The 20,152-nt window shown below is 70.7% G+C and carries 15 protein-coding genes; 7 read left to right on the top strand and 8 right to left on the bottom strand.

Annotated elements, in window-relative coordinates:
* Positions 1-20: 20 nt before the first annotated feature.
* On the bottom strand, positions 21-1,625 hold the full coding sequence (locus KBX50_RS23860; RefSeq protein WP_210939935.1) for an ABC transporter substrate-binding protein: 1,605 nt from the start codon (positions 1,623-1,625) through the stop codon (positions 21-23).
* A 460-nt stretch (positions 1,626-2,085) separates the two neighbouring features.
* Here KBX50_RS23860 and KBX50_RS23865 point away from each other — a divergent pair, with 460 nt between their 5' ends.
* The 3 genes from KBX50_RS23865 to KBX50_RS23875 all read left to right on the top strand — a co-directional run bounded on the left by KBX50_RS23865 (position 2,086) and on the right by KBX50_RS23875 (position 5,383).
* Complete coding sequence (locus KBX50_RS23865; protein WP_210939936.1) at positions 2,086-2,946, top strand: bifunctional methylenetetrahydrofolate dehydrogenase/methenyltetrahydrofolate cyclohydrolase; 861 nt, start codon at positions 2,086-2,088, stop codon at positions 2,944-2,946.
* An 80-nt stretch (positions 2,947-3,026) separates the two neighbouring features.
* Positions 3,027-3,977, top strand: a complete 951-nt coding sequence (locus KBX50_RS23870; RefSeq protein ID WP_210939937.1) for a malate dehydrogenase — start codon at positions 3,027-3,029, stop codon at positions 3,975-3,977.
* A gap of 188 nt (positions 3,978-4,165) precedes the next feature.
* Entirely contained in the window at positions 4,166-5,383 is a 1,218-nt protein-coding gene (locus tag KBX50_RS23875) for an NADP-dependent isocitrate dehydrogenase (protein WP_210939938.1), read from the top strand.
* 345 nt (positions 5,384-5,728) lie between these two features.
* Here the strand turns inward: KBX50_RS23875 and galT are convergent, their stop codons facing one another.
* The 4 genes from galT to KBX50_RS23895 form a co-directional block, all read right to left on the bottom strand.
* Positions 5,729-6,805, bottom strand: coding sequence for a galactose-1-phosphate uridylyltransferase (gene galT, locus KBX50_RS23880; protein ID WP_210939939.1), 1,077 nt, complete (start codon positions 6,803-6,805; stop codon positions 5,729-5,731).
* The gene (locus KBX50_RS23885; RefSeq protein WP_210939940.1) at positions 6,802-7,590 is read right to left on the bottom strand and encodes a DeoR/GlpR family DNA-binding transcription regulator; all 789 of its coding nucleotides are present in this window, start codon (positions 7,588-7,590) and stop codon (positions 6,802-6,804) included. Before KBX50_RS23885 ends, galT begins: the two co-directional genes overlap by 4 nt.
* 93 nt (positions 7,591-7,683) lie before the next feature.
* A complete protein-coding gene (gene cysC / locus KBX50_RS23890; RefSeq protein WP_210939942.1) occupies positions 7,684-9,213 on the bottom strand; it encodes an adenylyl-sulfate kinase in 1,530 nt (509 codons plus the stop codon).
* A 128-nt stretch (positions 9,214-9,341) separates the two neighbouring features.
* On the bottom strand, positions 9,342-9,917 hold the full coding sequence (locus tag KBX50_RS23895) for a DM13 domain-containing protein (protein ID WP_210939945.1): 576 nt from the start codon (positions 9,915-9,917) through the stop codon (positions 9,342-9,344).
* Positions 9,918-10,093: 176 nt separating this feature from the next.
* Between KBX50_RS23895 and KBX50_RS23900 the strand changes: the two genes are divergently transcribed.
* Genes KBX50_RS23900 through KBX50_RS23915 form a run of 4 tightly spaced genes read left to right on the top strand, consistent with a single transcriptional unit; the run spans position 10,094 to position 13,539 of the window.
* Positions 10,094-11,008, top strand: coding sequence for an ABC transporter ATP-binding protein (locus KBX50_RS23900; protein WP_210939949.1), 915 nt, complete (start codon positions 10,094-10,096; stop codon positions 11,006-11,008).
* Positions 11,001-11,882, top strand: coding sequence for an ABC transporter permease (locus KBX50_RS23905; RefSeq protein ID WP_210939950.1), 882 nt, complete (start codon positions 11,001-11,003; stop codon positions 11,880-11,882). The genes KBX50_RS23900 and KBX50_RS23905 overlap by 8 nt, the downstream gene beginning before the upstream one ends.
* A gap of 2 nt (positions 11,883-11,884) precedes the next feature.
* A complete protein-coding gene (locus KBX50_RS23910; protein ID WP_374224721.1) occupies positions 11,885-12,829 on the top strand; it encodes an ABC transporter ATP-binding protein in 945 nt (314 codons plus the stop codon).
* A complete protein-coding gene (locus tag KBX50_RS23915) occupies positions 12,829-13,539 on the top strand; it encodes an ABC transporter permease subunit (protein WP_210939952.1) in 711 nt (236 codons plus the stop codon). The genes KBX50_RS23910 and KBX50_RS23915 overlap by 1 nt, the downstream gene beginning before the upstream one ends.
* A 97-nt stretch (positions 13,540-13,636) precedes the next feature.
* On the opposite strand, the gene valS is transcribed toward KBX50_RS23915, so the two are convergent.
* From valS to KBX50_RS23930, 3 genes are read right to left on the bottom strand one after another with little or no spacing between them, the layout of a single operon-like run.
* Positions 13,637-16,201: a valine--tRNA ligase gene (valS, locus tag KBX50_RS23920; RefSeq protein ID WP_210939953.1), complete on the bottom strand. Its 2,565-nt coding sequence runs from the start codon at positions 16,199-16,201 to the stop codon at positions 13,637-13,639.
* A 58-nt stretch (positions 16,202-16,259) separates the two neighbouring features.
* Positions 16,260-18,137, bottom strand: a complete 1,878-nt coding sequence (locus tag KBX50_RS23925; RefSeq protein ID WP_210939954.1) for an ABC transporter ATP-binding protein — start codon at positions 18,135-18,137, stop codon at positions 16,260-16,262.
* Positions 18,134-19,984, bottom strand: coding sequence for an ABC transporter ATP-binding protein (locus tag KBX50_RS23930; RefSeq protein WP_374224718.1), 1,851 nt, complete (start codon positions 19,982-19,984; stop codon positions 18,134-18,136). Before KBX50_RS23930 ends, KBX50_RS23925 begins: the two co-directional genes overlap by 4 nt.
* Between the last annotated feature and the right edge of the window lie 168 nt (positions 19,985-20,152).

Consider the following 20,152-nt stretch of genomic DNA (forward strand, 5'->3'; position numbering starts at 1 on the left):
CCGACCCGCCGACGTGCGTGTTACCTGATCGCTTCGATCTTGGTCAGGTTGACCCGGTCGAAGAGATCCATCTCGACGTTCTTGACCTTGGTCGAGTGGCCGAAGTTGTTCTGGCCGAACCGCAGCGGTACGACCGGCAGGTCCTCGGCCAGCAGGTCCTCGGCCTCCTGGTACTTCTTGATCGCCTCTTCCTCGCTGGGGGCGCTGGCGCCCTCGGCGAGCAGACGGTCGAAGTCCGGGTTGCTGTAGCCGTAGTAGTTCGACGAGCCGTTGGTGCTGTACAGCGGGCCCAGGTAGTTCTCCATGGACGGGTAGTCCATGATCCAGCCCATCCGGAACAGGCCCACCGGCTGCTTCGCCTTGACCTTGGTCAGCAGGTCGGCGAACTTGGGCTCGGCGCTGCCGACGCAGTCCACGCCCAGGTTGGCCTTGAGCTGATTGCAGGTGGCGTCGATCCAGTCCTTGTGGCCACCGTCGCCGTTGTAGGACAGGGTGATCTTCGACGGGCCGCCGGCGGCCTGGTAGAGCGCCTTTGCCTTGGCCGGGTCGAACTCGCCCGCGGCGCCGACGGTGTTCTCCCGGTAGCCGGCGACGGCCGGGGAGACGAACGCGCGGGCCGGCTGCTGCGAGTCCTTGAAGATCGACCGAGTGATCTCCTCGCGGTCGATCGCCATGGAGATGGCCTTGCGCACGTCCGGGTTGCTGAACTCCTCCTGGAAGGTGGGGAACGCCAGGAAGTGCAGCGACGACGCCGGGCTCTGCAGGAAGCGGTCGCCCAGATCGGTGCCGGCGGTGGAGAGGTTCTCCGTCGGGATGGTCTTGATCACGTCAAGGTTGTCCGACAGCACGTCCGCGTACGCCGCGGTCAGCTGCTGGTAGATCCGGAACTCGACGCCGGCCACCTTCGGCTGCTCGCCGGGGAAGGCGTCGTACCGCTCGACCTCGACCTTGGCGTCGTGCTGCCAGGTGCCCTTCATCTTGAACGGGCCCTGGCCGACCGGCGCCTGCTCGTAGCCCTCGACCAGCTCGCCGGGAGCGCTGAACGCGGCCTCCGGCAGCGGGTAGAAGGCGGTGTAGCCGAGCATCGACTTGAACTCGCTGTACGGCTGCGCGAGCGTGACGGTGAAGGTCAGGTCGTCGACCTGCTTCAGCCCGCTGAGCGTCTCGGCCTTCGGGCTCTCACCCTGCAGGTCGTCGTAGCCGGCGATCTTCTCGAAGAAGTAGCTGGAGTTCTGCCCGTTCGGCGCGTACGCGCCGTAGTTCCAGGCGTCGATGTAGTTGTCGGCGGTCACCTTCTCGCCGTTGTGGAACGTGTAGCCGTCCTTGAGCTTGATCGTCCAGGTGGTGTTGTCCTCGGACGTGATCGACTCGGCGGCCACCTCGTACGGCTTGTGGGCCTCGTCGTAGTCGACCAGCGGGCTGAACAGGGCGGCGAGCACCTGGGAACCGCTCGTCTCGTTGGTGTTGGTCGGCACCAGGTGCTGCGGCTCGGCGATCTCGATCCGCACGGCCGCACTGGGGTCGCTCTCGCCGGATCCGCCGTCGCCGCCCGAGCCGCAGGCCACCAGGCCCAGGGTCACCGCGAGCGGGAGGGCGGTCCAGGCGGCGAGCCTACGAACACGCATCTAGCCTCCTCATCTCCATTACGCTGCGCAGTCGGGCCCGGCTTTGGGTGACGCTGCGCAACGACGGGCAACGGTAGGTCGTATGCCGCGAGTCGGCAACGTAGCGGTTGCGAAGGGGTAACAGAACGCCACCCCCGGTCTTGTCGAGCCTTCGGTCGCGTGCTACGCGGCTTGCCGCGATACCGTCTTGAACTGCGGAGATATGGACCGATTGGGTGATGTTGGTGGCGCAGTGGGGTGCGTGGTTGCGGCCGGTCATGATCGTCGGATCGCGGGCCTTTGTGCCCGGACGTCCGGAAGCGGTGTGTTGGGCTCCACAGATGGTCACGCTAAGTGACGAATGACACCTCACGCAAAGTAGCCTGGCTGGTCGGCTGACCCTTCGGGCCGCCGGTCGGCTGGCCGGCCGGGTCGCCGAGGTCGGGGGAGCCGGTGGCAGCGGGCGTGAGACGATCTGCTCGTGACGGCGACGCTTCTGGACGGCAAGGCGACCGCGGCCGAGATCAAGGACGAGCTGCGGGCGCGGGTGAAGGCGCTGGCGGAACGGGGCACCGTGCCGGGGCTCGGCACGGTGCTGGTCGGGTCCGATCCGGGCTCCCAGGCGTACGTCAACGGCAAGCACCGGGACTGCGCGGAGGTCGGCATCGCCTCCATCCGCCGGGAGTTGCCGGCCGACGCCACCCAGGAGCAGGTCGACCAGGTCCTCGCCGAGCTGAACGCCGATCCGGCCTGCCACGGCTACATCGTCCAACTACCGTTGCCGGCACACCTGGACACGCAGCGGGTGCTGGAGCTGATCGACCCGGACAAGGACGCTGACGGCCTGCACCCGGTCAACCTCGGCCGGCTGGTGCTCGGTTACGACGCGCCGCTGCCCTGCACTCCGCGCGGCATCGTGGAGCTGCTCCGTCGGCACGACGTGCCGCTGCGCGGCGCCAACGTGGCGGTGGTGGGCCGGGGCAATACCGTCGGACGCCCGCTGGGGCTGCTGTTGACGCGGCGGAGCGAGAACGCCACCGTCACCCTCTGCCACACCGGCACCCTGGACCTGGCCGCGCACACCCGGGCCGCCGACATCGTCATCGTGGCGGCAGGCGTACCCGGCCTGCTCACCACCGACATGGTCAACCCGGGGGCCGTCGTGGTCGACGTGGGCATCACCCGGGTGATCGGTTCCGACGGCAAGGGCCGCTACACCGGCGACGTGGACCCGGAGGTCGCCGAGGTGGCCGGCAAGCTGGTGCCGATGCCCGGCGGGGTCGGACCGATGACCCGGGCGATGTTGCTCACCAATGTCGTGGAGCGGGCCGAACGCCCATAACCGTCCGCCCCTGGCCCGATCGGTGCCAGGATGGCTGATACGGTCCGGAAAACCGACTGGTATCAGGGAGTGGGACGACCATGGGTAAGAAGGTCACTGTCGTCGGGGCCGGATTCTACGGCTCCACCACCGCGCAGCGCCTGGCCGAGTACGACGTCTTCGACACCGTCGTGATCACCGACATCATCGAGGGTAAGCCCGCGGGTATCGCCCTCGACCTCAACCAGTCGCGTGCTGTGGAGGGCTTCGAGACCAAGGTCGTCGGGGTCACGACCGGCCCGAACGGTGAGGGCTACGAGGGCATCGAGGGCTCGGACGTGGTCGTCATCACCGCCGGCCTGCCGCGGAAGCCCGGGATGAGCCGGATGGACCTGCTGGAGACCAACGCCAGGATCGTCCGCCAGGTCGCCGAGAACGTGGCCAAGTACGCCCCGAGCGCCGTCGTCATCGTGGTCTCCAACCCGCTCGACGAGATGACCGCGCTGGCCCAGATCGCCACCCAGTTCCCGCGCAACCGGGTGCTCGGTCAGGCCGGCATGCTGGACACCGCCCGGTTCACCAACTTCGTCGCCGAGGCGTTGCAGGTGCCGGTGAAGTCGGTGAAGACGCTGACCCTGGGTTCGCACGGCGACACCATGGTTCCGGTGCCGTCGCAGAGCAGCGTGAACGGCAAGCCGCTGCGCGAGGTGATGCCGGCCGAGCAGATCGAGGACCTGGTCGTGCGTACCCGCAACGGTGGGGCCGAAGTGGTGGCCCTGCTCAAGACGGGGTCGGCGTACTACGCCCCGTCGGCGGCAGCGGCCCGGATGGCGAAGGCGGTCGCGGAGGACTCCGGCGAGGTCATGCCGGTCTGTGCCTGGGTCGACGGCGAGTACGGCATCTCCGGTGTCTACCTCGGCGTCGAGGCCGAGATCGGTGCTCAGGGCGTCAAGCGCGTGGTGGAGACCGATCTCGACGCCGACGAGCTGGCCGCCCTCAAGGAGGCCGCCGAGGCCGTCCGCGCCAAGCAGGCCGACGTCGCGTCCATGTGACCGCGACGAGCTGAGTTGATCAAGAGGCTGGCGTTTCGGATCAACGTTCCCGAGACGCAAGCCTCTTGATCAACCTGGCGGTTCGCCGGTGGACGCACGGGCCTACCAGTGGGCGCGACGTTCCTTGTTCGAGCCGATCCAGTACGCTCGTACTGCTTGAGCATGTCCCCTGAGAGGAGCGCCGGCCGATGGCGAAGATCAAGGTAAACAACCCGGTCGTGGAGCTCGACGGCGACGAGATGACCCGGATCATCTGGAAGCAGATCCGGGAGCAGCTGATCCTGCCCTACCTCGACGTCGACCTGCACTACTACGACCTCTCGATCCAGCACCGCGACGCCACCGACGACCAGGTGACCGTCGACGCCGCGAACGCCATCAAGGAGCACGGCGTCGGCGTGAAGTGCGCCACCATCACTCCGGACGAGGCGCGGGTCGAGGAGTTCGGCCTGAAGAAGATGTGGCGGTCGCCGAACGGCACCATCCGTAACATCCTCGGCGGCGTCGTCTTCCGCGAGCCGATCATCATGTCCAACGTGCCGCGGCTCGTCCCCGGCTGGACCAAGCCGATCATCATCGGCCGGCACGCCCACGGCGACCAGTACAAGGCCACCGACTTCGTGGTCCCCGGCCCGGGCACGGTGACCATCACCTACACGCCCGCTGACGGCTCGGCGCCGGTCGAGATGGAGGTCGCCAACTTCCCCGGCGGCGGCATCGCGATGGGCATGTACAACTACGACGAGTCGATCCGGGACTTCGCCCGGGCCTCGTTCCGCTACGGCCTGGACCGCAACTACCCGGTCTACATGTCCACCAAGAACACCATCCTCAAGGCGTACGACGGCCGGTTCAAGGACATCTTCGCCGAGGTGTTCGAGAACGAGTTCAAGGCCGAGTTCGACGCGGCCGGCCTCACCTACGAGCACCGGCTCATCGACGACATGGTCGCCGCCGCGCTCAAGTGGGAGGGCGGCTACGTCTGGGCCTGCAAGAACTACGACGGTGACGTGCAGTCCGACACCGTCGCGCAGGGCTTCGGCTCGCTCGGCCTGATGACCTCGGTCCTGCTCTCGCCCGACGGTCGCACCGTCGAGGCCGAGGCCGCTCACGGCACCGTCACCCGGCACTACCGGCAGTGGCAGAAGGGCGAGAAGACCTCGACCAACCCGATCGCCTCGATCTACGCCTGGACCCGTGGCCTGGCCCACCGGGGCAAGCTGGATGGCACCCAGGCGGTCAGCGAGTTCGCCAACACGCTGGAGCAGGTCATCGTCGACACCGTCGAGGGCGGCCAGATGACCAAGGACCTCGCGCTGCTGATCTCGCGGGACGCCCCGTGGCAGACCACCGACGAGTTCATGAACACGCTCGACGAGAACCTGGCGCGCCGCCTGGCCGCCTGAGTCTCACCCGCAGTTCACCGAGCCCGCCGGCCTGAGCGCCGGCGGGCTCGGTGTATCCGGTACCCGCAACGGCGGCGTGTCGCGACCGGACGCGCCCATCGGCGTCACTTCGTCCGGCGCGCCTCGTTGACCTGGGTGGACGAGATGCCAGTCCCGTCCTGGAAGGTTGACCGTCGCCACCGCGCGACTCGCGTGCCCAGCAGCCAGCCTTCCCGGCTGTCGAGTACAGCCAGCCGTCCCTTCCCCGCGGGGGGCCCTGTCCCGGGCCCCCCGCGCCCTGCTGTCCGCCGGGCCGTTGCTCCGGCCCTGCCCTGCGCGGCGCGGCGACCGAAGTGGACCGCCGTGTCACATCGAGCGCAGCAGCTCGGCGGCCCGCTCCGGGGCGATGTCGTTGATGAAGACCCCCATCGCCGACTCCGAGCCGGCGAGGTACTTCAGTTTGTCCGCCGCCCGCCGGACGCTGAACAGTTGCAGGTGCAGATGCCCCAGCTCACGCTCGACGCGCACCGGTGCCTGGTGCCAGGCGGCGATGTAGGGCATGGGCGTGTCGAACAACCCGTCGAAGCGGCGCAGCAGATCCAGGTAGAGCGGCCCGAAGGCGTCGCGTTCCGCGTCGGTCAGCGCCGGCAGGTCGGGCACCGCCCGGTGCGGCGCGATGTGCACCTCGAACGGCCACCGGGCGGCTGCCGGGACGTACGCCGTCCAGTGCTGGTTCGTCGCCACCACCCGCTCGCCGGCGGCGCGCTCGGCGGCCAGCACGTCGGCGTAGAGGTTGCCGCCGCCGGTGCGCTCGGCGTGCCGGCGGGCCGCGCCCAGCAGCGACCGGGTCCGTGGGGTGACGAACGGGTACGCGTAGATCTGCCCGTGCGGGTGGTGCAGCGTCACCCCGATCTCCACCCCCCGATTCTCGAAACAGAAGACCTGCTCGACGCCGGGCAGTCCGCCGAGCACCGTGGTCCGGTCGGCCAGCGCGTCCAGCACGGTACGCACCCGGCTCGGCGGTAGCGCGGCGAAGGAGGCGTCGTGGTCGTCGGTGAAGCAGACCACCTCACAGCGCCCCTGCCCCGGGCGGACCGGAGTGAGCGGCGTGATCGCGGCCGGTTCCGCCACCACCCGCCCGCTGAGCGCCGGGAACCGGTTCTCGAAGACCGCGACCGCGTACTCCGGGGCCGGGATCTCGCTGAGCCGGTCCGGCGTCGAGGGGCAGAGCGGGCACTGGTCGGCCGGCGGGAGGAAGGTCCGGGTCTGCCGGTGCACCGCCAGCGCCACCCACTCGTCGGTGAGCGGGTCGTAGCGCAGTTGGGAGGCGGGCGGGGGAGGCGGCAACGGGCGCCGGTCCGGCTGGTCCCGGACGGCGTCGTCGCGCTCGTCGAAGTAGATCAGTTCGCGGCCGTCGGCCAGGCTGATCGCCGTACGTTTCATCGCAATGTCCCGCCTTCGGTGGCCGGCACGACGATCAGCTCGCCGACCCGGTCGGTGAGCAGTCGTCGGGCCTCCGGTGCCAACCGGTCGTCGGTGACCAGCACGTCGGCCGTGTCCAGGTCGGCGATGGCGGAGATGCCGACCGTGCCCCACTTGGTGTGGTCGGCGAGCACCACCAACCGGTTCGCCGCCGCGACCAGGGCCCGGTTCGTCTCGGCCTCGGTCAGATTCGGGGTGGTGAAGCCGGTCCGCTCGGTTATCCCGTGCACACCGAGGAAGAGCAGATCCAGGTGCAGGGTGCGGACGGCGCCGACGGCCAGCGGCCCGACCAGGGCGTCGGAGGGGGTGCGCACCCCACCGGTCAGCACCACCGTCTGGTCGGTGCGGCCCCGCTCGTGCAGGATGTCGGCCACCGGCAACGAGTTGGTCACCACGGTCAGGGCCGGCACGTCGATCAGCCGCCGGGCCAGTTCGGCGGTGGTGGTGCCGGCGGAGAGCGCGATTGCCGCTCCGGGCCGGACCAGCTTCGCGGCACGTGCCGCGATGGCCGCCTTCTCGGCCTGCTGGCGTACCGACTTGGCCCGGAAACCCGGCTCGTCGGTGGCGCCGGTGGCGGTGGCGCCGCCGTGCACCTTGGCGACCAGGCCACGTTCGTGCAGCAGGTCCAGGTCACGGCGGATGGTCATGTCGGAGACGCCGAACTCGGCGGCCAAGTCGCCGACGCGTACGCCGCCGCTCACGCGGACCCGATCGAGGATCGCCGCATGGCGCTGCCGCGCGAGCATCGACCCTCCCGGCCTCACGTGAGTGAACAGATCCGAACAGAAACAAACATTAGCGCTCGGCGTCGACCACCGGAAGGGAGGGTGCTTCCGGGATCAGAGCGCGGGCAGGCGCGGCTCCACCCAACCGGTCTCGGTCAGATGGTGCAGGACCCGTTGTACCGCCTCGTCAACGGTGAGATCGGTGGTGTCGAGCACCAGATCCGCGTCGGTCGGCTCCTCGTACGGGTCGTCGATGCCGGTCATCCCCGTGAGCAGTCCCGCCCGGGCACGGGCATACAGGCCCTTGCGGTCGCGCTTCTCGCAGACCTCCAGCGGAGTGGCGACGTGCACCAGCACGAACCCGGCGCCGGCGGCCATCGCCATCTCCCGGGCGGTCGCCCGGGCCTGGGCGTACGGAGCGATGGGGCAGCAGATGCCGATGCCGTGGTGCCGGGCGATCTCGGCGGCGACCCACCCGATCCGACGTACGTTTGTGTCCCGGTCGGCCTTGCTGAAGCCCAGCCCGGCGGTCAGCTCGCGACGAACCACGTCACCGTCGAGCAGCGTGACCGTACGCTCGCCCTCCTCACGCAGCGCGTCGGCGAGCCCCCGGGCGACTGTCGACTTGCCGGAACCGGAGAGCCCGGTCAGGAACACCACCAGGCCCCGGTGCCGCCGGGGCGGCCGGGCCCGGCTCAGCTCCTTCGCCACCGCCGGGGGAGTGTGCCACTCGGGCAGCGGGAAGCCGCGGTCCAGCAGGTCTTCGATCTCCGCCTGGCTCAGCGCCAGCCGCCGGTTGCGGGGCGGGATGTCGTCGCGCCAGCGCCACTGGCCGTCCCGGTTGTCGTAGGCCAACTCGCGGGGCACCAGCACGCGCAGCCCGGCCCCGGAGAGCATCTCGCCGGTGGAGAGCAGGTGGGTGACGCCGTACGCGGCGGAGACCCGGGCCAGCAGCAGGGCGTCACTGATCTCGTCGCGTCGCCGGGAGAACGGCACGGCGACCAGGGTCGCCGGAGGCATTCGATCCCGGGCGGCGAACACGCTACGGACCAGCGCCTCCGGCGGTAGTCCACCGGTGCCGTCCTCGCTCACCGGAATCATGATCAGTAGGTGAGCGCTCAGGGTGCGTACGGCATGTGCGATCTGCGCCAGTTGCGGCCGGTGCAGCGGCCGGTCGGCGACCACCCCGAGCACCCGGCCGGGCGGCAGCAGCGCGCGGATCTCCTCGGGTGTACGCCGCAGCCGCTGGAACGGACCGTGAGTGCCGTCGCCCAGCCGGCGCACGGTGCCGCCGACCCCGGCCACTCCGTCGCGGATCGTCCAGGCGTCGGCCACCTCCAGGGCCGCCATCGGTGCGCCCTCGCTGTCGGTGAGCACCAGCGTCCGGCGGCCCGGGTCGGCGAGGTCGAGCTGCTGCGCCACCGTCGCGGGCACCTGGAGCGGGACGGCGACCGGCCACGGGGCGTCGTCGACGAGCCGGCCCCGGCGGCTGACCGAGACCAGGTCGGCCCGGGTCATGAACCCGGCCAACGGCGCGTACGCACCGATCAGCAGCAGCTCGAGATCCGCGAGCTCACCGGGACGCGGCGTGTACGTCGGTGCTTCCCGCAGCACCTCGTCGGGCAGCACCCACCCGTTGCTCATCAGACCCCCAACTCCGGCGACCGGCACACAGTTTCGCAGCCGGTCGCCGATCGGTCGAGAGCGCCACCGTGCCCGCCGTGCCACTGCTGTCGACGGGCCGCTTCGCGATGTCGTACGCGTTCGGTCGCTCAGCCCAGCGTGGCCGCCCCGAACGAGACCGCGAACCGCTTGCACCAGATGGAAACGCTTGTCAGGTCCGACAGCTCGACATCGTTCGGAATGGCGTAACCCTGGTCGCCGCGATTGCCCTTGAGCCGCCCCAACTCGACCCAGCGGCCGTCGTCGAACACGTGCCAGCCGTCCCGGCCCTCGATCACCGGCTGGTCGGTCAGCCACACCCGCAGGTCCGGGCCGTTGGAGGTGTCCAGACCGACCAACTCCAGCCGGTGCTGCCCGTCGACGGTGCGCACGATCCGCGCGCTCCCGGAGGTGTCGTGCTCGTGGCTGATGAAGTCACCGGAGCTGACCAGGGTCGCCGCCGTGGCGGCGGGGGAGGCGGGCGAGGCGGAACCGGTCGGCGAGGCGGAACCGGTTGGTGTGGCGGACGTCGCCGGGGTGGCGACCGTGGACAGCCGCTCGGCCACCTCGGCGTCGGTCAGCAGCTTCCACGGCTGGAACCAGTACAGACCGAAGGTCGCACCGGCGGCCAGCACGGTGATCGCGATCCACGTTATCGGGGTACGGAACAGGCGGCGAATGAGCATGTCCCAGTCTGTCGCGGCCGGTCGCGTGCTGTCAGCCGCGCAAATCTTACGAACTGAGAACCGCTTGCCCACCGGGCGTGGCCGTCTCCCTAGGGGGAGTCGGCGTACCGGTATCAGGGGAAACGGGGGTTGCTTCCGGAGCGCGGCGCATTGTCCGACGGCTCTAGGCTGACGACGTGACACTGATCGCAACCGAGTCGTTGACGAAGGTCTACGGCGGCGGGGTCACCGCACTGTCCGATCTGACGGTCGCGGTGGAACCAGGGATCGTCGGCCTGGTCGGCGCCAACGGCGCCGGCAAGTCGACTCTGATCAAGCTGCTGCTCGGCCTGCTCACTCCCACCCGCGGCCGGATACAGGTGCTGGGCCTGGACCCGACCGCCGACACGGCGGCCGTGCGGGCCCGGGTCGGCTACATGCCCGAGCACGACTGTCTGCCGCCCGACCTTTCCGCCGCCGAACTCGTCACCCATCTGGGGCGGATCAGCGGCCTACCGCGCACGGTCGCCCGGGAACGGGCCTCCGAGGCGCTGCGCCACGTGGGTCTGCACGAGGAGCGCCACCGGCCGGTGGGCGGCTACTCCACCGGCATGAAGCAGCGGGTCAAGCTCGCTCAGGCGCTGGTGCACGATCCCGACCTGCTACTGCTCGACGAGCCCACCAACGGCCTCGACCCGGCCGGGCGGGACGCGATGCTCGCACTGGTGCAACGGATCGGCACCGAGTTCGGCATCTCCGTACTTGTCTGCTCGCACCTGCTCGGTGAGGTCGAGCGGATCTGCGACACCCTGGTCGCCATCGAGGGTGGGCGGCTGTTGCGGGCCGACCACATCGCCGCCATGACCTCGGCCACCGACGTGCTCGCGGTCGAGGTCAGCGAGGGCACCGAGGCGCTGGCCACCCGGCTGGCCGCGCTCGACCTGCCGGTGGGTCGGGAGGGAAGGCTGCTGCTGGTGCCGCTGGCCGACCAGCGCACGTACGACCTGATCCTCGGTGCGGTGGCCGAGCTGGACCTGCCCCTGCACCGGCTGGACCAGCGTCGGCACCGGGTGGCCGAACTCTTCGCCCGGAGGGAGAACAGCCATGCCTGAGCCGACCGGCGTCATCCACGACATCGGCTACCAGCGCTACACCGGTCCCCGGCTCGGCCGCCGGCACGTCTTCGGGGCGCTGTACCTGCACGGCGTGCGGACCACCTTCGGGCTGGGGCGCAGCGCCAAAGCCAAGATCTTTCCCTGGTTGGTGGTCGGCATCGTGCTGATGGTGGCCGCCGCGGTGACCGCGATCCGTAGCCAGATCGGCGAAGTGATCATGACGTACGCCCAGTTCGCCGACGCGATGAGCTGGCTGGTCATCTTCTTCGTCGCGGTGGCCGCGCCCGAGCTGGTCTCCCGGGACATGCGCAGCGGTGTCCTGCCGCTGTACTTCTCCCGGCCGCTGCCGCACGCGGACTACCCGCTGGCCAAGCTGCTTGCCCTGGTCACCGCGCTCTTCCTGCTGCTCGGCGCGCCGCAACTGCTGATGTTCCTCGGTGGCGCCTTCACCGCCGACGGCATGGGCGCGGTCTGGGACGAACTGCTCGACCTGCTGCCCGGGCTGCTCTACGCCGGGCTGTGGGCGGTGGTCTTCGCCTCGGTCGGTCTGCTGGTCGCCTCGATGACCGGAAAGCGCGCCTTCGCCGCCGGTGGGATCGTCGCCGTGTTCCTGATGACCACGCCCATCGTCGGCATCCTGTCGGTCCTGCCCTCGCAGGCGGCGAACCAGCTCGCCGGCATCGCCTCGCCGCCCACTCTGGTGCAGGGCGTCGGCCTCTGGACGATGCGCGACCTGCTGGTCACCGAGTCCAACAGCGCCGACCTCGACCTCGGGGCCTTCGGCCCGGTGTACGCGCTGGCCGCCGTCGCGCTCGTGGCGGGCTGCGTGGCCCTGCTGCTGGCCCGCTACAAGAAGGTGGCCGCACGATGACCATGACGAACACCGCCCCACCGGCGGCCACCACCACCAGCACCCTCGATCTCGCCGGGGTCTCCCGCTGGTACGGCAACGTGGTCGCGGTCAACAACGTGAGCATGAGCCTCGGGCCCGGGGTGACCGGGCTGCTCGGCCCCAACGGGGCGGGCAAAACCACCCTGCTGCACATGATGGCCGGCTTTCTCACCCCGTCCCGGGGCCAGGTGACCCTGGACGGGCGGCCCACCTGGCGCAACCCGGAGGTCTACCGGCGACTCGGCCTGGTCAGCGAGCGGGAGGCGGTGCACAGCTTCCTCACCGCGTACGAGTTCGTGCTGGCCACCGCGAAGCTGCACAAGCTGCCGGATCCGCAGGCCGCCGCCCGCCGCGCCATCGACCTGGTGGAGATGGCCGACGCCCAGGACCGCCGCATCGGCACGTACTCCAAGGGCATGCGGCAGCGCACCCGGGTGGCGGCGGCGCTGGTGCACGACCCGCAGGTGCTGCTCCTCGACGAGCCGTTCAACGGCATGGACCCGCGCCAGCGGTTGCACATGATGGAGCTGCTGCACTCTCTCGGCGACGCGGGCCGGACGATCCTGTTCAGCTCGCACATCCTGGAGGAGGTCGAGCAGGTCTCCGGCACGGTCCAGGTGATGGTCGCCGGTCGCCTCGCCGCCTCCGGCGACTTCCGGACCATCCGGCGGCTGATGACCAACCGGCCGCACGTCTTCGCCATCCGCTCCACCGACGACCGGGCGCTGGCCGTCGCGTTGATGGCCGAGCCGTCGGTCAGTGGGGTCGAACTGGGCCGCGAGGGCCTGACCGTACGCGCCGGTGACTACGGCGCCTTCACCCGGATGCTGCCGAAGGTCGCCCTGGCCCGGGGCGTACGGGTCCAGCAACTGGTACCCGAGGACGAGTCCCTGGAGAGCGTCTTCTCCTACCTGGTGGAGGCCTGATGTCCACTGTCTCCTGGATCACGATGCGCGGTCTGTTCGGGCGTCGCCGATTCCTGCTGCTGCTTCCGCTGCCGGTACTGCTGGTGGGGCTGGCGGTGCTCTCCCGGGCGCTCGGGGTGACTCCCGCCGACTGGGGGCCGCCGGTGCTGGTCGGCCTCGGGTTGGCCGTGGTGCTGCCGGTGGTCGCCCTGATCGTCGGCACCGGCGTGCTCGGGGCCGAGATCGACGACGGCACGGTGGTGCACGTGCTCACCACGCCACTGCCGCGCTGGCAGATCGTGCTACCGAAGCTGGCCGTCGCGGCCGGGGCCACCGCGGTCACCGTCGCGGTCCCGCTGTTCGCGGCGGGCCTGCTGGCAGATTCGGTACGCCTCGGCGCGGCGCTCGCCGTCGCCGCGTCGGTAGGCGCGCTGGCCTACACCGCGCTGTTCGTGGCGGCCAGCCTGCTCACCCGGCGACCGGTGCTGCTCGGTCTGGTCTACGTGCTGATCTGGGAAGGGCTGCTCAGCAACGTGGTCACCGGCACCCGGGTGCTGTCGATCCAGCACTACGTGATCGCCCTGGCCGACCGGCTCGCCCCGACCAACCTGCTCAGCACCACGGTCTCCGTGTCGGTGGCGGCGGTGATGACCGCGCTGATCATCGTGGCCGCCACCTTCCTCTCCATCGACCGCCTACGTTCCTTCTCGGTGGCCGGCGAAACCAGCTGACCCACCTCTAGGCGGGTGTCGGGAGGCAGCACTTTCGGGGGAAGTGCTGCCTCCCCGGCTGTTGAGGCAGCACGTCCCCCGATGTTGCGCGGCATCCTCAGAAGGCGCAGGCGATCACCAGGGTCGGGGTTCGGTCGGGGAGCAGGTCGAGCTTGCTGATGCGGCCGGCGGCGCGCAGGTCGTCGATTACCAGCGTGAGCTGGTCGAGTACGGCGGCCGGGCCGAGCGCCTCGGCCAGCGGCACCTCCGCCTTCATCGACAGCTTCCGCTCGGATTTGGCCCGGCGGACCTGCCCCAGCGCGTCGGCGGCGAGCCGCAGCAGGTGCGGGTCACCTTCGCCCTGGATCGCCCGGCCCACCTCGTACGTGGTCGGCCACGGCGCGCGGTGCACCGAACCGTACCGCCACCACGACCAGACCTCCTCGGTCGCGTACGGCAGCACCGGGGCGAAGAGCCGCAGCTGCACGGAGAGTGCGGTGGCCAGCGCCGCCCGGGCCGAGTCGGCCCCGGCCCCGCTGCCGTAGGCGCGTTCCTTCACCAACTCGATGTAGTCGTCGCAGAACCGCCAGAAGAAGGACTCGGTGGCCTGGAGTGCGGCCGCGTGGTCGTACCCCTCGAACGCTGTCGTCGCGGTGGCCGCCACCTCGGACAGTTCGGCGAGCATGGCCCGGTCGAGCGGTTCGGTCGCGGGTGCGCGCAGCGCGTCGGCGGCACCCAGCCCGAGCGCGAACTTCGACGCGTTGAGCAGCTTGGTGGCCAACCGCCGGCCGATCCGGATCTGGGCCGGGTCGAAGGCCAGGTCGGTGCCGGGCTTGCCGCTGGCCGACCAGTACCGCACCGCGTCCGAGCCGTGCTGTTCCAGCAACGCCACCGGGGTCACCACGTTCCCCTTGGACTTCGACATCTTCTTGCGGTCCGGGTCGAGGATCCAGCCGGACAGCTCCGTCGTCCGCCAGGGCAGTACGCCATGCTCCAGATGCGACCGGACCACGGTGGCGAACAGCCAGGTACGGATGATGTCGTGCCCCTGCGGGCGCAGGTCCATCGGGAAGACCCGCCGGTACAGGTCCGGGTCCCGCTCCCAGCCGCCGACGATCTGCGGAGTCAGCGACGAGGTGGCCCAGGTGTCCAGCACGTCCGGGTCGCCGATGAAACCACCCGGCACGCCGCGCTGCGACTCGTCGTACCCCGGTGGGGTGTCCTCGGACGGGTCGATCGGCAGCGCGGACTCCTCCGGCGTGAGAGGCTGGGTCCAGTCCGGTTCGCCAGCGCCGTCGAGCCGGTACCACACCGGCACCGGCACCCCGAAGTAGCGCTGCCGGCTGACCAGCCAGTCGCCGGTCAGGCCGCCCACCCAGTTCTCGTAGCGGTGTCGCATGTGCTCCGGCACCCAGCGCAACTCCCGCCCGCGCGCCAGCAGTTCCTCCCGCAGACCGGTGTCGCGGCCACCGTTGCGCAGATACCACTGCCGGGTCGAGACGATCTCCAGGGGCCGGTCGCCCCGCTCGTAGAACTTCACCGGATGGCTGATCGGGCGCGGCTCGCCGACCAGGTCATCCGCCTCGGTCAGCTGCTCCACCACCGTCCGTCGGGCACCGTTCACCGTCTGCCCGGCCAGCGCCGCGTACGGCTGCGCGGGCACCCCGACCGGCGGCTCCGGCAACAGCCGGCCGTCCCGGCCGACGACCACCCGGGTGTCCAGGTCCAGATCCCGCCACCAGGTCACGTCGGTCAGGTCACCGAAGGTGCAGACCATCGCGATGCCGGTGCCCTTGGCCGGGTCCGCCAGCGGATGCGCGCGCACCGGCACCTCCACCCCGAACAAGGGGGTACGCACGGTCGTGCCGACCAGGTCCGCGTACCGCTCGTCGTCGGGGTGGCAGACCAGCGCGACGCAGGCCGGTAGCAGCTCCGGCCGGGTGGTGTCGATCAGCACCGCCCGCCCGCCCGGGCCGTGGAAGCGCAACCGGTGGTACGCGCCGGGGCGTTCCCGGTCCTCCAGTTCGGCCTGCGCCACGGCGGTGGCGAAACCGACGTCCCACAGCGTCGGCGCCTCGGCCTGGTACGCCTCGCCCCGGGCCAGGTTGCGCAGGAACGCCCGCTGGGAGGTGGCCCGGGCCACCGGCCCGATGGTGGTGTACATCAACGACCAGTCCACCGACAGGCCGAGCCGCCGCCACAGCGCCTCGAAGACCTGCTCGTCGGCGACGGTCAACAGTTCGCACAGCTCGATGAAGTTACGCCGGGAGATCGGGCTCGGGTTCTTCCGGGCGGCGTCGTCCACCGGTCCGGTCGGTGGTGCCCAGTCCGGGTCGTACGGCAGCGAGGGGTCACAACGCACCCCGTACACGTTCTGCACCCGACGTTCGGTGGGCAGGCCGTTGTCGTCCCAGCCGATCGGGTAGAAGACCGTCCGGCCGCGCATCCGCTGGAACCGGGCGATCAGGTCGGTGTGCGTGTACGAGAAGACGTGCCCCATGTGCAGCTCGCCCGATACGGTCGGCGGCGGGGTGTCGATCGCGTATACGTCCGACCGCTGCCTGCTGCGGTCGAACGTGTACGTGCCCTCCTCCTGCCAGCGGCGCGACCAGGTCTCCTCGAGCCCGTCCAGAGTCGGACGCTCGGGGACGCCGGTGCGGGCCGTCCTCGCCGTATCAGTCATCCGTAGATCGTAGGCACCGGAACCATGGTGGGCACGCCATTACCTGATCACCAACGGGTCAGAGCAGCGAGTCACGCCACTGGCGGTGCAGGTCGGCGTACCGGCCCCCGCCGACGATCAGCTCGGCCGGCGGTCCGTCCTCGACGATCCGGCCCCGGTCGAGGACCAGGACCCGGTCGGCGGTCTCCACCGTGGAGAGGCGGTGCGCGATCACCAGCGCGGTCCGGTCCCGCAGGATGCTGCCGAGCGCGTGCTGCACCAGACGTTCGGTCGGCACGTCGAGCGACGAGGTGGCCTCGTCGAGGATCAGCACCGCCGGGTCGGCCAGGAACGCCCGGGCGAAGGCGACCAACTGGCGCTGCCCGGCGGAGAGTCGGCCACCGCGCCGGTGTACCTGGGTGGCGTACCCGTCGGGCAACGCCGAGATGAAGTCGTGGGCGCCGATCGCCCGGGCGGCGGCCTCCACGGCCTCGTCGTCGGCGTCCGGGCGGCCGAACCGGATGTTGTCCGCGACGGTGCCGCCGTACAGATGGGTCTCCTGGGTGACCAGCACCATCGCCCGGCGCAGGTCCGCGTCGGCCACCGCGCGCAGGTCCACACCGCCGAGGGTGATCGTGCCGGTGTCCGGGTCGTGGAACCGGGCGAGCAACTTGGCGACGGTGGACTTGCCGGCGCCGGTCGGCCCGATCAGGGCCACGGTCTGCCCGGCCGGGATGACGAGGTCCAGCTCGGTGAGGATCGGCGAGTCCGGGCGGTACCCGAACGACACCGCGTGGAAGCGGACCGCGCCGCAGGCCGGGCCCTCGGGCAGTGGCACGGGCCGGGCTGGTTCGGCGACCGAGGGCCGCTCGTCGAGCACCCCGGCGAGCTTCTCCAGCGCTGCCGTCGCCGACTGGAGCGAGTTGTAGAACTGGCTCAGCTCCTGCATCGGTTCGAAGAACCGGCGCAGGTAGAGCAGGAAGGCCGCGAGCACGCCGACCCCGGTGTCGCCGCCCAGCACCCGGGCACCGCCGTAGCAGAGCACCACCGCGACCGTGACGTTGCCGATCAGCTTGATGCCCGGCGAGTACGTCGCGATCAGATGGAAGGCGTGCCGACTGGACCGACGGTAGTCGTCGTTGACCGAGTCGAAGATGTGTTGGTTGCGCGCCTGCCGGCGGTACGCCTGAACCGCCCGGATGCCCCGCATCGACTCGACGAAGTGAACGATGACCAGTGCCATCGCCTCCCGGGTACGCCGATACGCGGAGGCCGAGGCGCGGGCGAACCAACGGGACAGCCAGAACAACAGGGGAAAGGCGAGCAGGGTCACCGAGGCCAGCGGCAGGTCCAGCCAGAGCAGGATGCCGGCCACCGAGACGATCGTCAGAGCCGCCATCACCAGGCTCTCGACACCCCCGTCGACCAACTCGGCGATCGAGTCGATGTCACTGGTCAGGCGCGAGATCATCCGCCCTGACGTGTAGCGCTCGTGGAAGGCCACCGGCAGGTGCAGGAAATGCGCGTACACCCGACGACGCAGGTCGAGCAGGACAGCCTGGCCGATGCGGGCGGAGATGGTGAGGAAGCCACGCCGGGCCGCGTACTCGATGCCGGTCGCGGCGGCGAACGACCCGGCCACGGCGATCAACGGGCCGGGCTCGCCGGCCCGGAGCGGCTCGATCGCCCGGTCGATGCCGAGCATGACCAGGTACGGCCCGGACATGGCCGCGGCGTTCTGGGTCAACAGCAGCGCGACCGCCGTGCCCAGCCGGGCCCGGTGCGGACGCAGCACGTCCGCCAGCAGCGCCCGGCTGCGGGCCCGGAGCCGGGCCACCGCCGCCGGATCGGTGTCCTCGGCGAGGCTGCGGTCGGCGTTCGGGTCCGGCGCCACCCCGCGCCAGTGGGCCGGGTCCGCCTCGGGCGGTGGATCCGGTACGGCCGGCGCGGCGGTCACGAGAGCACCAGGGAGGTACCGCCGGGCGCCGGATCGGTCGACGCCGGTGTTCCGGCGATCGACGCCGCGGCCGGCTCGGCGGAAAGCAGCCCACGATAGGTGGGAACGCCGGCGAGCAGCTCGGTGTGGGTGCCGACGGCGGTGATCCGGCCGTGCTCCAGCAACGCCACCCGGTCGGCCAACGCGATGGTGGACGGACGGTGCACCACCAGCAGCGCTGTGGTGTTGCGCAGCACCCGCTTGAGCGCCGACTCCACCAACGCCTCGGTGTGCACGTCGAGCGCGGAGAGCGGGTCGTCGAGCACGAGTACCGCCGGCCGGATCAGCACCGCCCGGGCCAGGGCGAGTCGTTGCCGCTGGCCGCCGGAGAGCGACAGGCCCTGCTCCCCGAGCCGGGTTCGCAACCCCCACGGCAGGTCGTACGCGAACTCGGCCTGGGCCAGTGCCAGCGCGGCGCGGACCTCCTCCTCGCCGGCGTCGGGCCGGCCCAGGGTGAGGTTCTCCCACACCGACATGGAGAACAGCGTCGGCTCCTCGAAGGCGACCCCGACCAGGCCGCGCAGCGACGCCAGCCGCAGGTCGCGCAGGTCGTGCCCGTCGAGGGTGATACGGCCGGCGCTGACGTCGTGCAGTCGAGGTACCAGTGACAACAGGGTGCTCTTGCCGCTGCCGGTGGCGCCGACCACGGCCACGGTCTCGCCGGGCTCGACGGTGAGATCGAGGCCACGCAACACCGGAACCGCGCTCCCCGGATAGCGGAAGCCCACCCCCGCGAAGCGGAGTCGACCGCGCACCGCCGAGCGCACCAGGGCGATGGCGACCGGACGATCCACGATGGCCGGCCGGGTGTCCAGCACCTCCTGGATCCGGTCAGCGGCGGTGGCCGCCTCCTGCCCGTTGGCGATGATCCAGCCCAGCGACTGCACCGGCCAGATCAGCATCAACTGAAGGCTGACGAAGGCCACGAGCTGACCGATGGTGAGCCGTCCGCCGGCGACCGCGGCGGCCCCGGCCACCACGACCGTGCCCAGGGTCAGGTTCGGCACCAGGTCCAGCAGCGCGGAGGTGCGGGCGAGCAGCCTGCCCTTGCCGATCCCGGTGTCGTGCAGCGCCTCGGTGCTGGCGGCGAACCGGGCGGCCAGTTGTGGTCCCCGCCCGTACGCCTTCATCGTGCGTAGGCCCTGCGCGGTCTCCTCCACCAGCGTGGCCACGTCGCCCTGCTGGTCCTGCATGCGGCGGGACGCGACGTGGTAGTGCCGACCGAAGCGGCGGGCGATCAGGAACAGCGGCACCGCGCTGGCGGCCACCAGCATCCCCAGTGCCGGGTGCAACCGGATCAGCAGCACCACCACGACCAGGTAGGTGACCAGGTTGAGAACGAGGAAGAACAGGCCGAAGGAGAGAAAGCGGCGCAGCACCGACAGGTCGCTGGTGATCCGGGAGAGCAACTGACCGGACGGCCACCGGTCGTGGAAACTGGCCGAGAGCCGTTGCAGGTGGGCGTAGACATCGGCGCGGATGGCCGCCTCCATCGCCACCGAGGACGACGACTGCACCCACCGACGGATGAAGATCAGCAGGGCTTCGGCCAGGCCGAGCAGCAGTGCCAGCCCGGCCAGCAGGAACAGACCGGTCAGGTCGCGCCGGGCCACCGGCCCGTCGACCACCCGTTGCGCCACCAGAGGTACGGCGATGCCGGCGCCCGTGGCGGCGAGCCCGGCCAGCATCAGCCACCCGAACTCGACGGCGTGTGGACGCAAATAGCGGCGCAGCCGCCAGAGGTTGCGCAGGGGATGTCGACGAATCTCGCCCCGGTCGGCCGGGCCGCCGCCGCTCCCCGCAGCCACTACCCGACGGTAGCCGCATCTGGCAGCAACGCCGGTGTCGGCTTGCTGTCAGCTGCCCCGTCCTCCCGCCGTTGCTCCGCTGCTTGTGGCCCGGCTCCCGCGGCCCGGCGCCATTTCGCCGGCTGGTTCTCGACGCTGCGTGTGCGTCACGGCCCGCCGCCCTACTAC

The sequence above is a fragment of the Micromonospora sp. C51 genome, assembly GCF_018070435.1.
Classification (GTDB): domain Bacteria; phylum Actinomycetota; class Actinomycetes; order Mycobacteriales; family Micromonosporaceae; genus Micromonospora; species Micromonospora sediminimaris.

Excerpts from the sequence above, each read along its gene's own strand:
- KBX50_RS23860 (WP_210939935.1), bottom strand. The coding sequence starts at position 1,625 with ATGCGTGTTCGTAGGCTCGCCGCCTGGACCGCCCTCCCGCTCGCGGTG.
- KBX50_RS23870 (WP_210939937.1), top strand. The coding sequence starts at position 3,027 with ATGGGTAAGAAGGTCACTGTCGTCGGGGCCGGATTCTACGGCTCCACC.
- KBX50_RS23875 (WP_210939938.1), top strand. The coding sequence starts at position 4,166 with ATGGCGAAGATCAAGGTAAACAACCCGGTCGTGGAGCTCGACGGCGAC.
- galT (WP_210939939.1), bottom strand. The coding sequence starts at position 6,805 with ATGAAACGTACGGCGATCAGCCTGGCCGACGGCCGCGAACTGATCTAC.
- KBX50_RS23885 (WP_210939940.1), bottom strand. The coding sequence starts at position 7,590 with ATGCTCGCGCGGCAGCGCCATGCGGCGATCCTCGATCGGGTCCGCGTG.
- cysC (WP_210939942.1), bottom strand. The coding sequence starts at position 9,213 with ATGAGCAACGGGTGGGTGCTGCCCGACGAGGTGCTGCGGGAAGCACCG.
- KBX50_RS23895 (WP_210939945.1), bottom strand. The coding sequence starts at position 9,917 with ATGCTCATTCGCCGCCTGTTCCGTACCCCGATAACGTGGATCGCGATC.
- KBX50_RS23905 (WP_210939950.1), top strand. The coding sequence starts at position 11,001 with ATGCCTGAGCCGACCGGCGTCATCCACGACATCGGCTACCAGCGCTAC.
- KBX50_RS23910 (WP_374224721.1), top strand. The coding sequence starts at position 11,885 with ATGACGAACACCGCCCCACCGGCGGCCACCACCACCAGCACCCTCGAT.
- KBX50_RS23915 (WP_210939952.1), top strand. The coding sequence starts at position 12,829 with ATGTCCACTGTCTCCTGGATCACGATGCGCGGTCTGTTCGGGCGTCGC.
- valS (WP_210939953.1), bottom strand. The coding sequence starts at position 16,201 with ATGACTGATACGGCGAGGACGGCCCGCACCGGCGTCCCCGAGCGTCCG.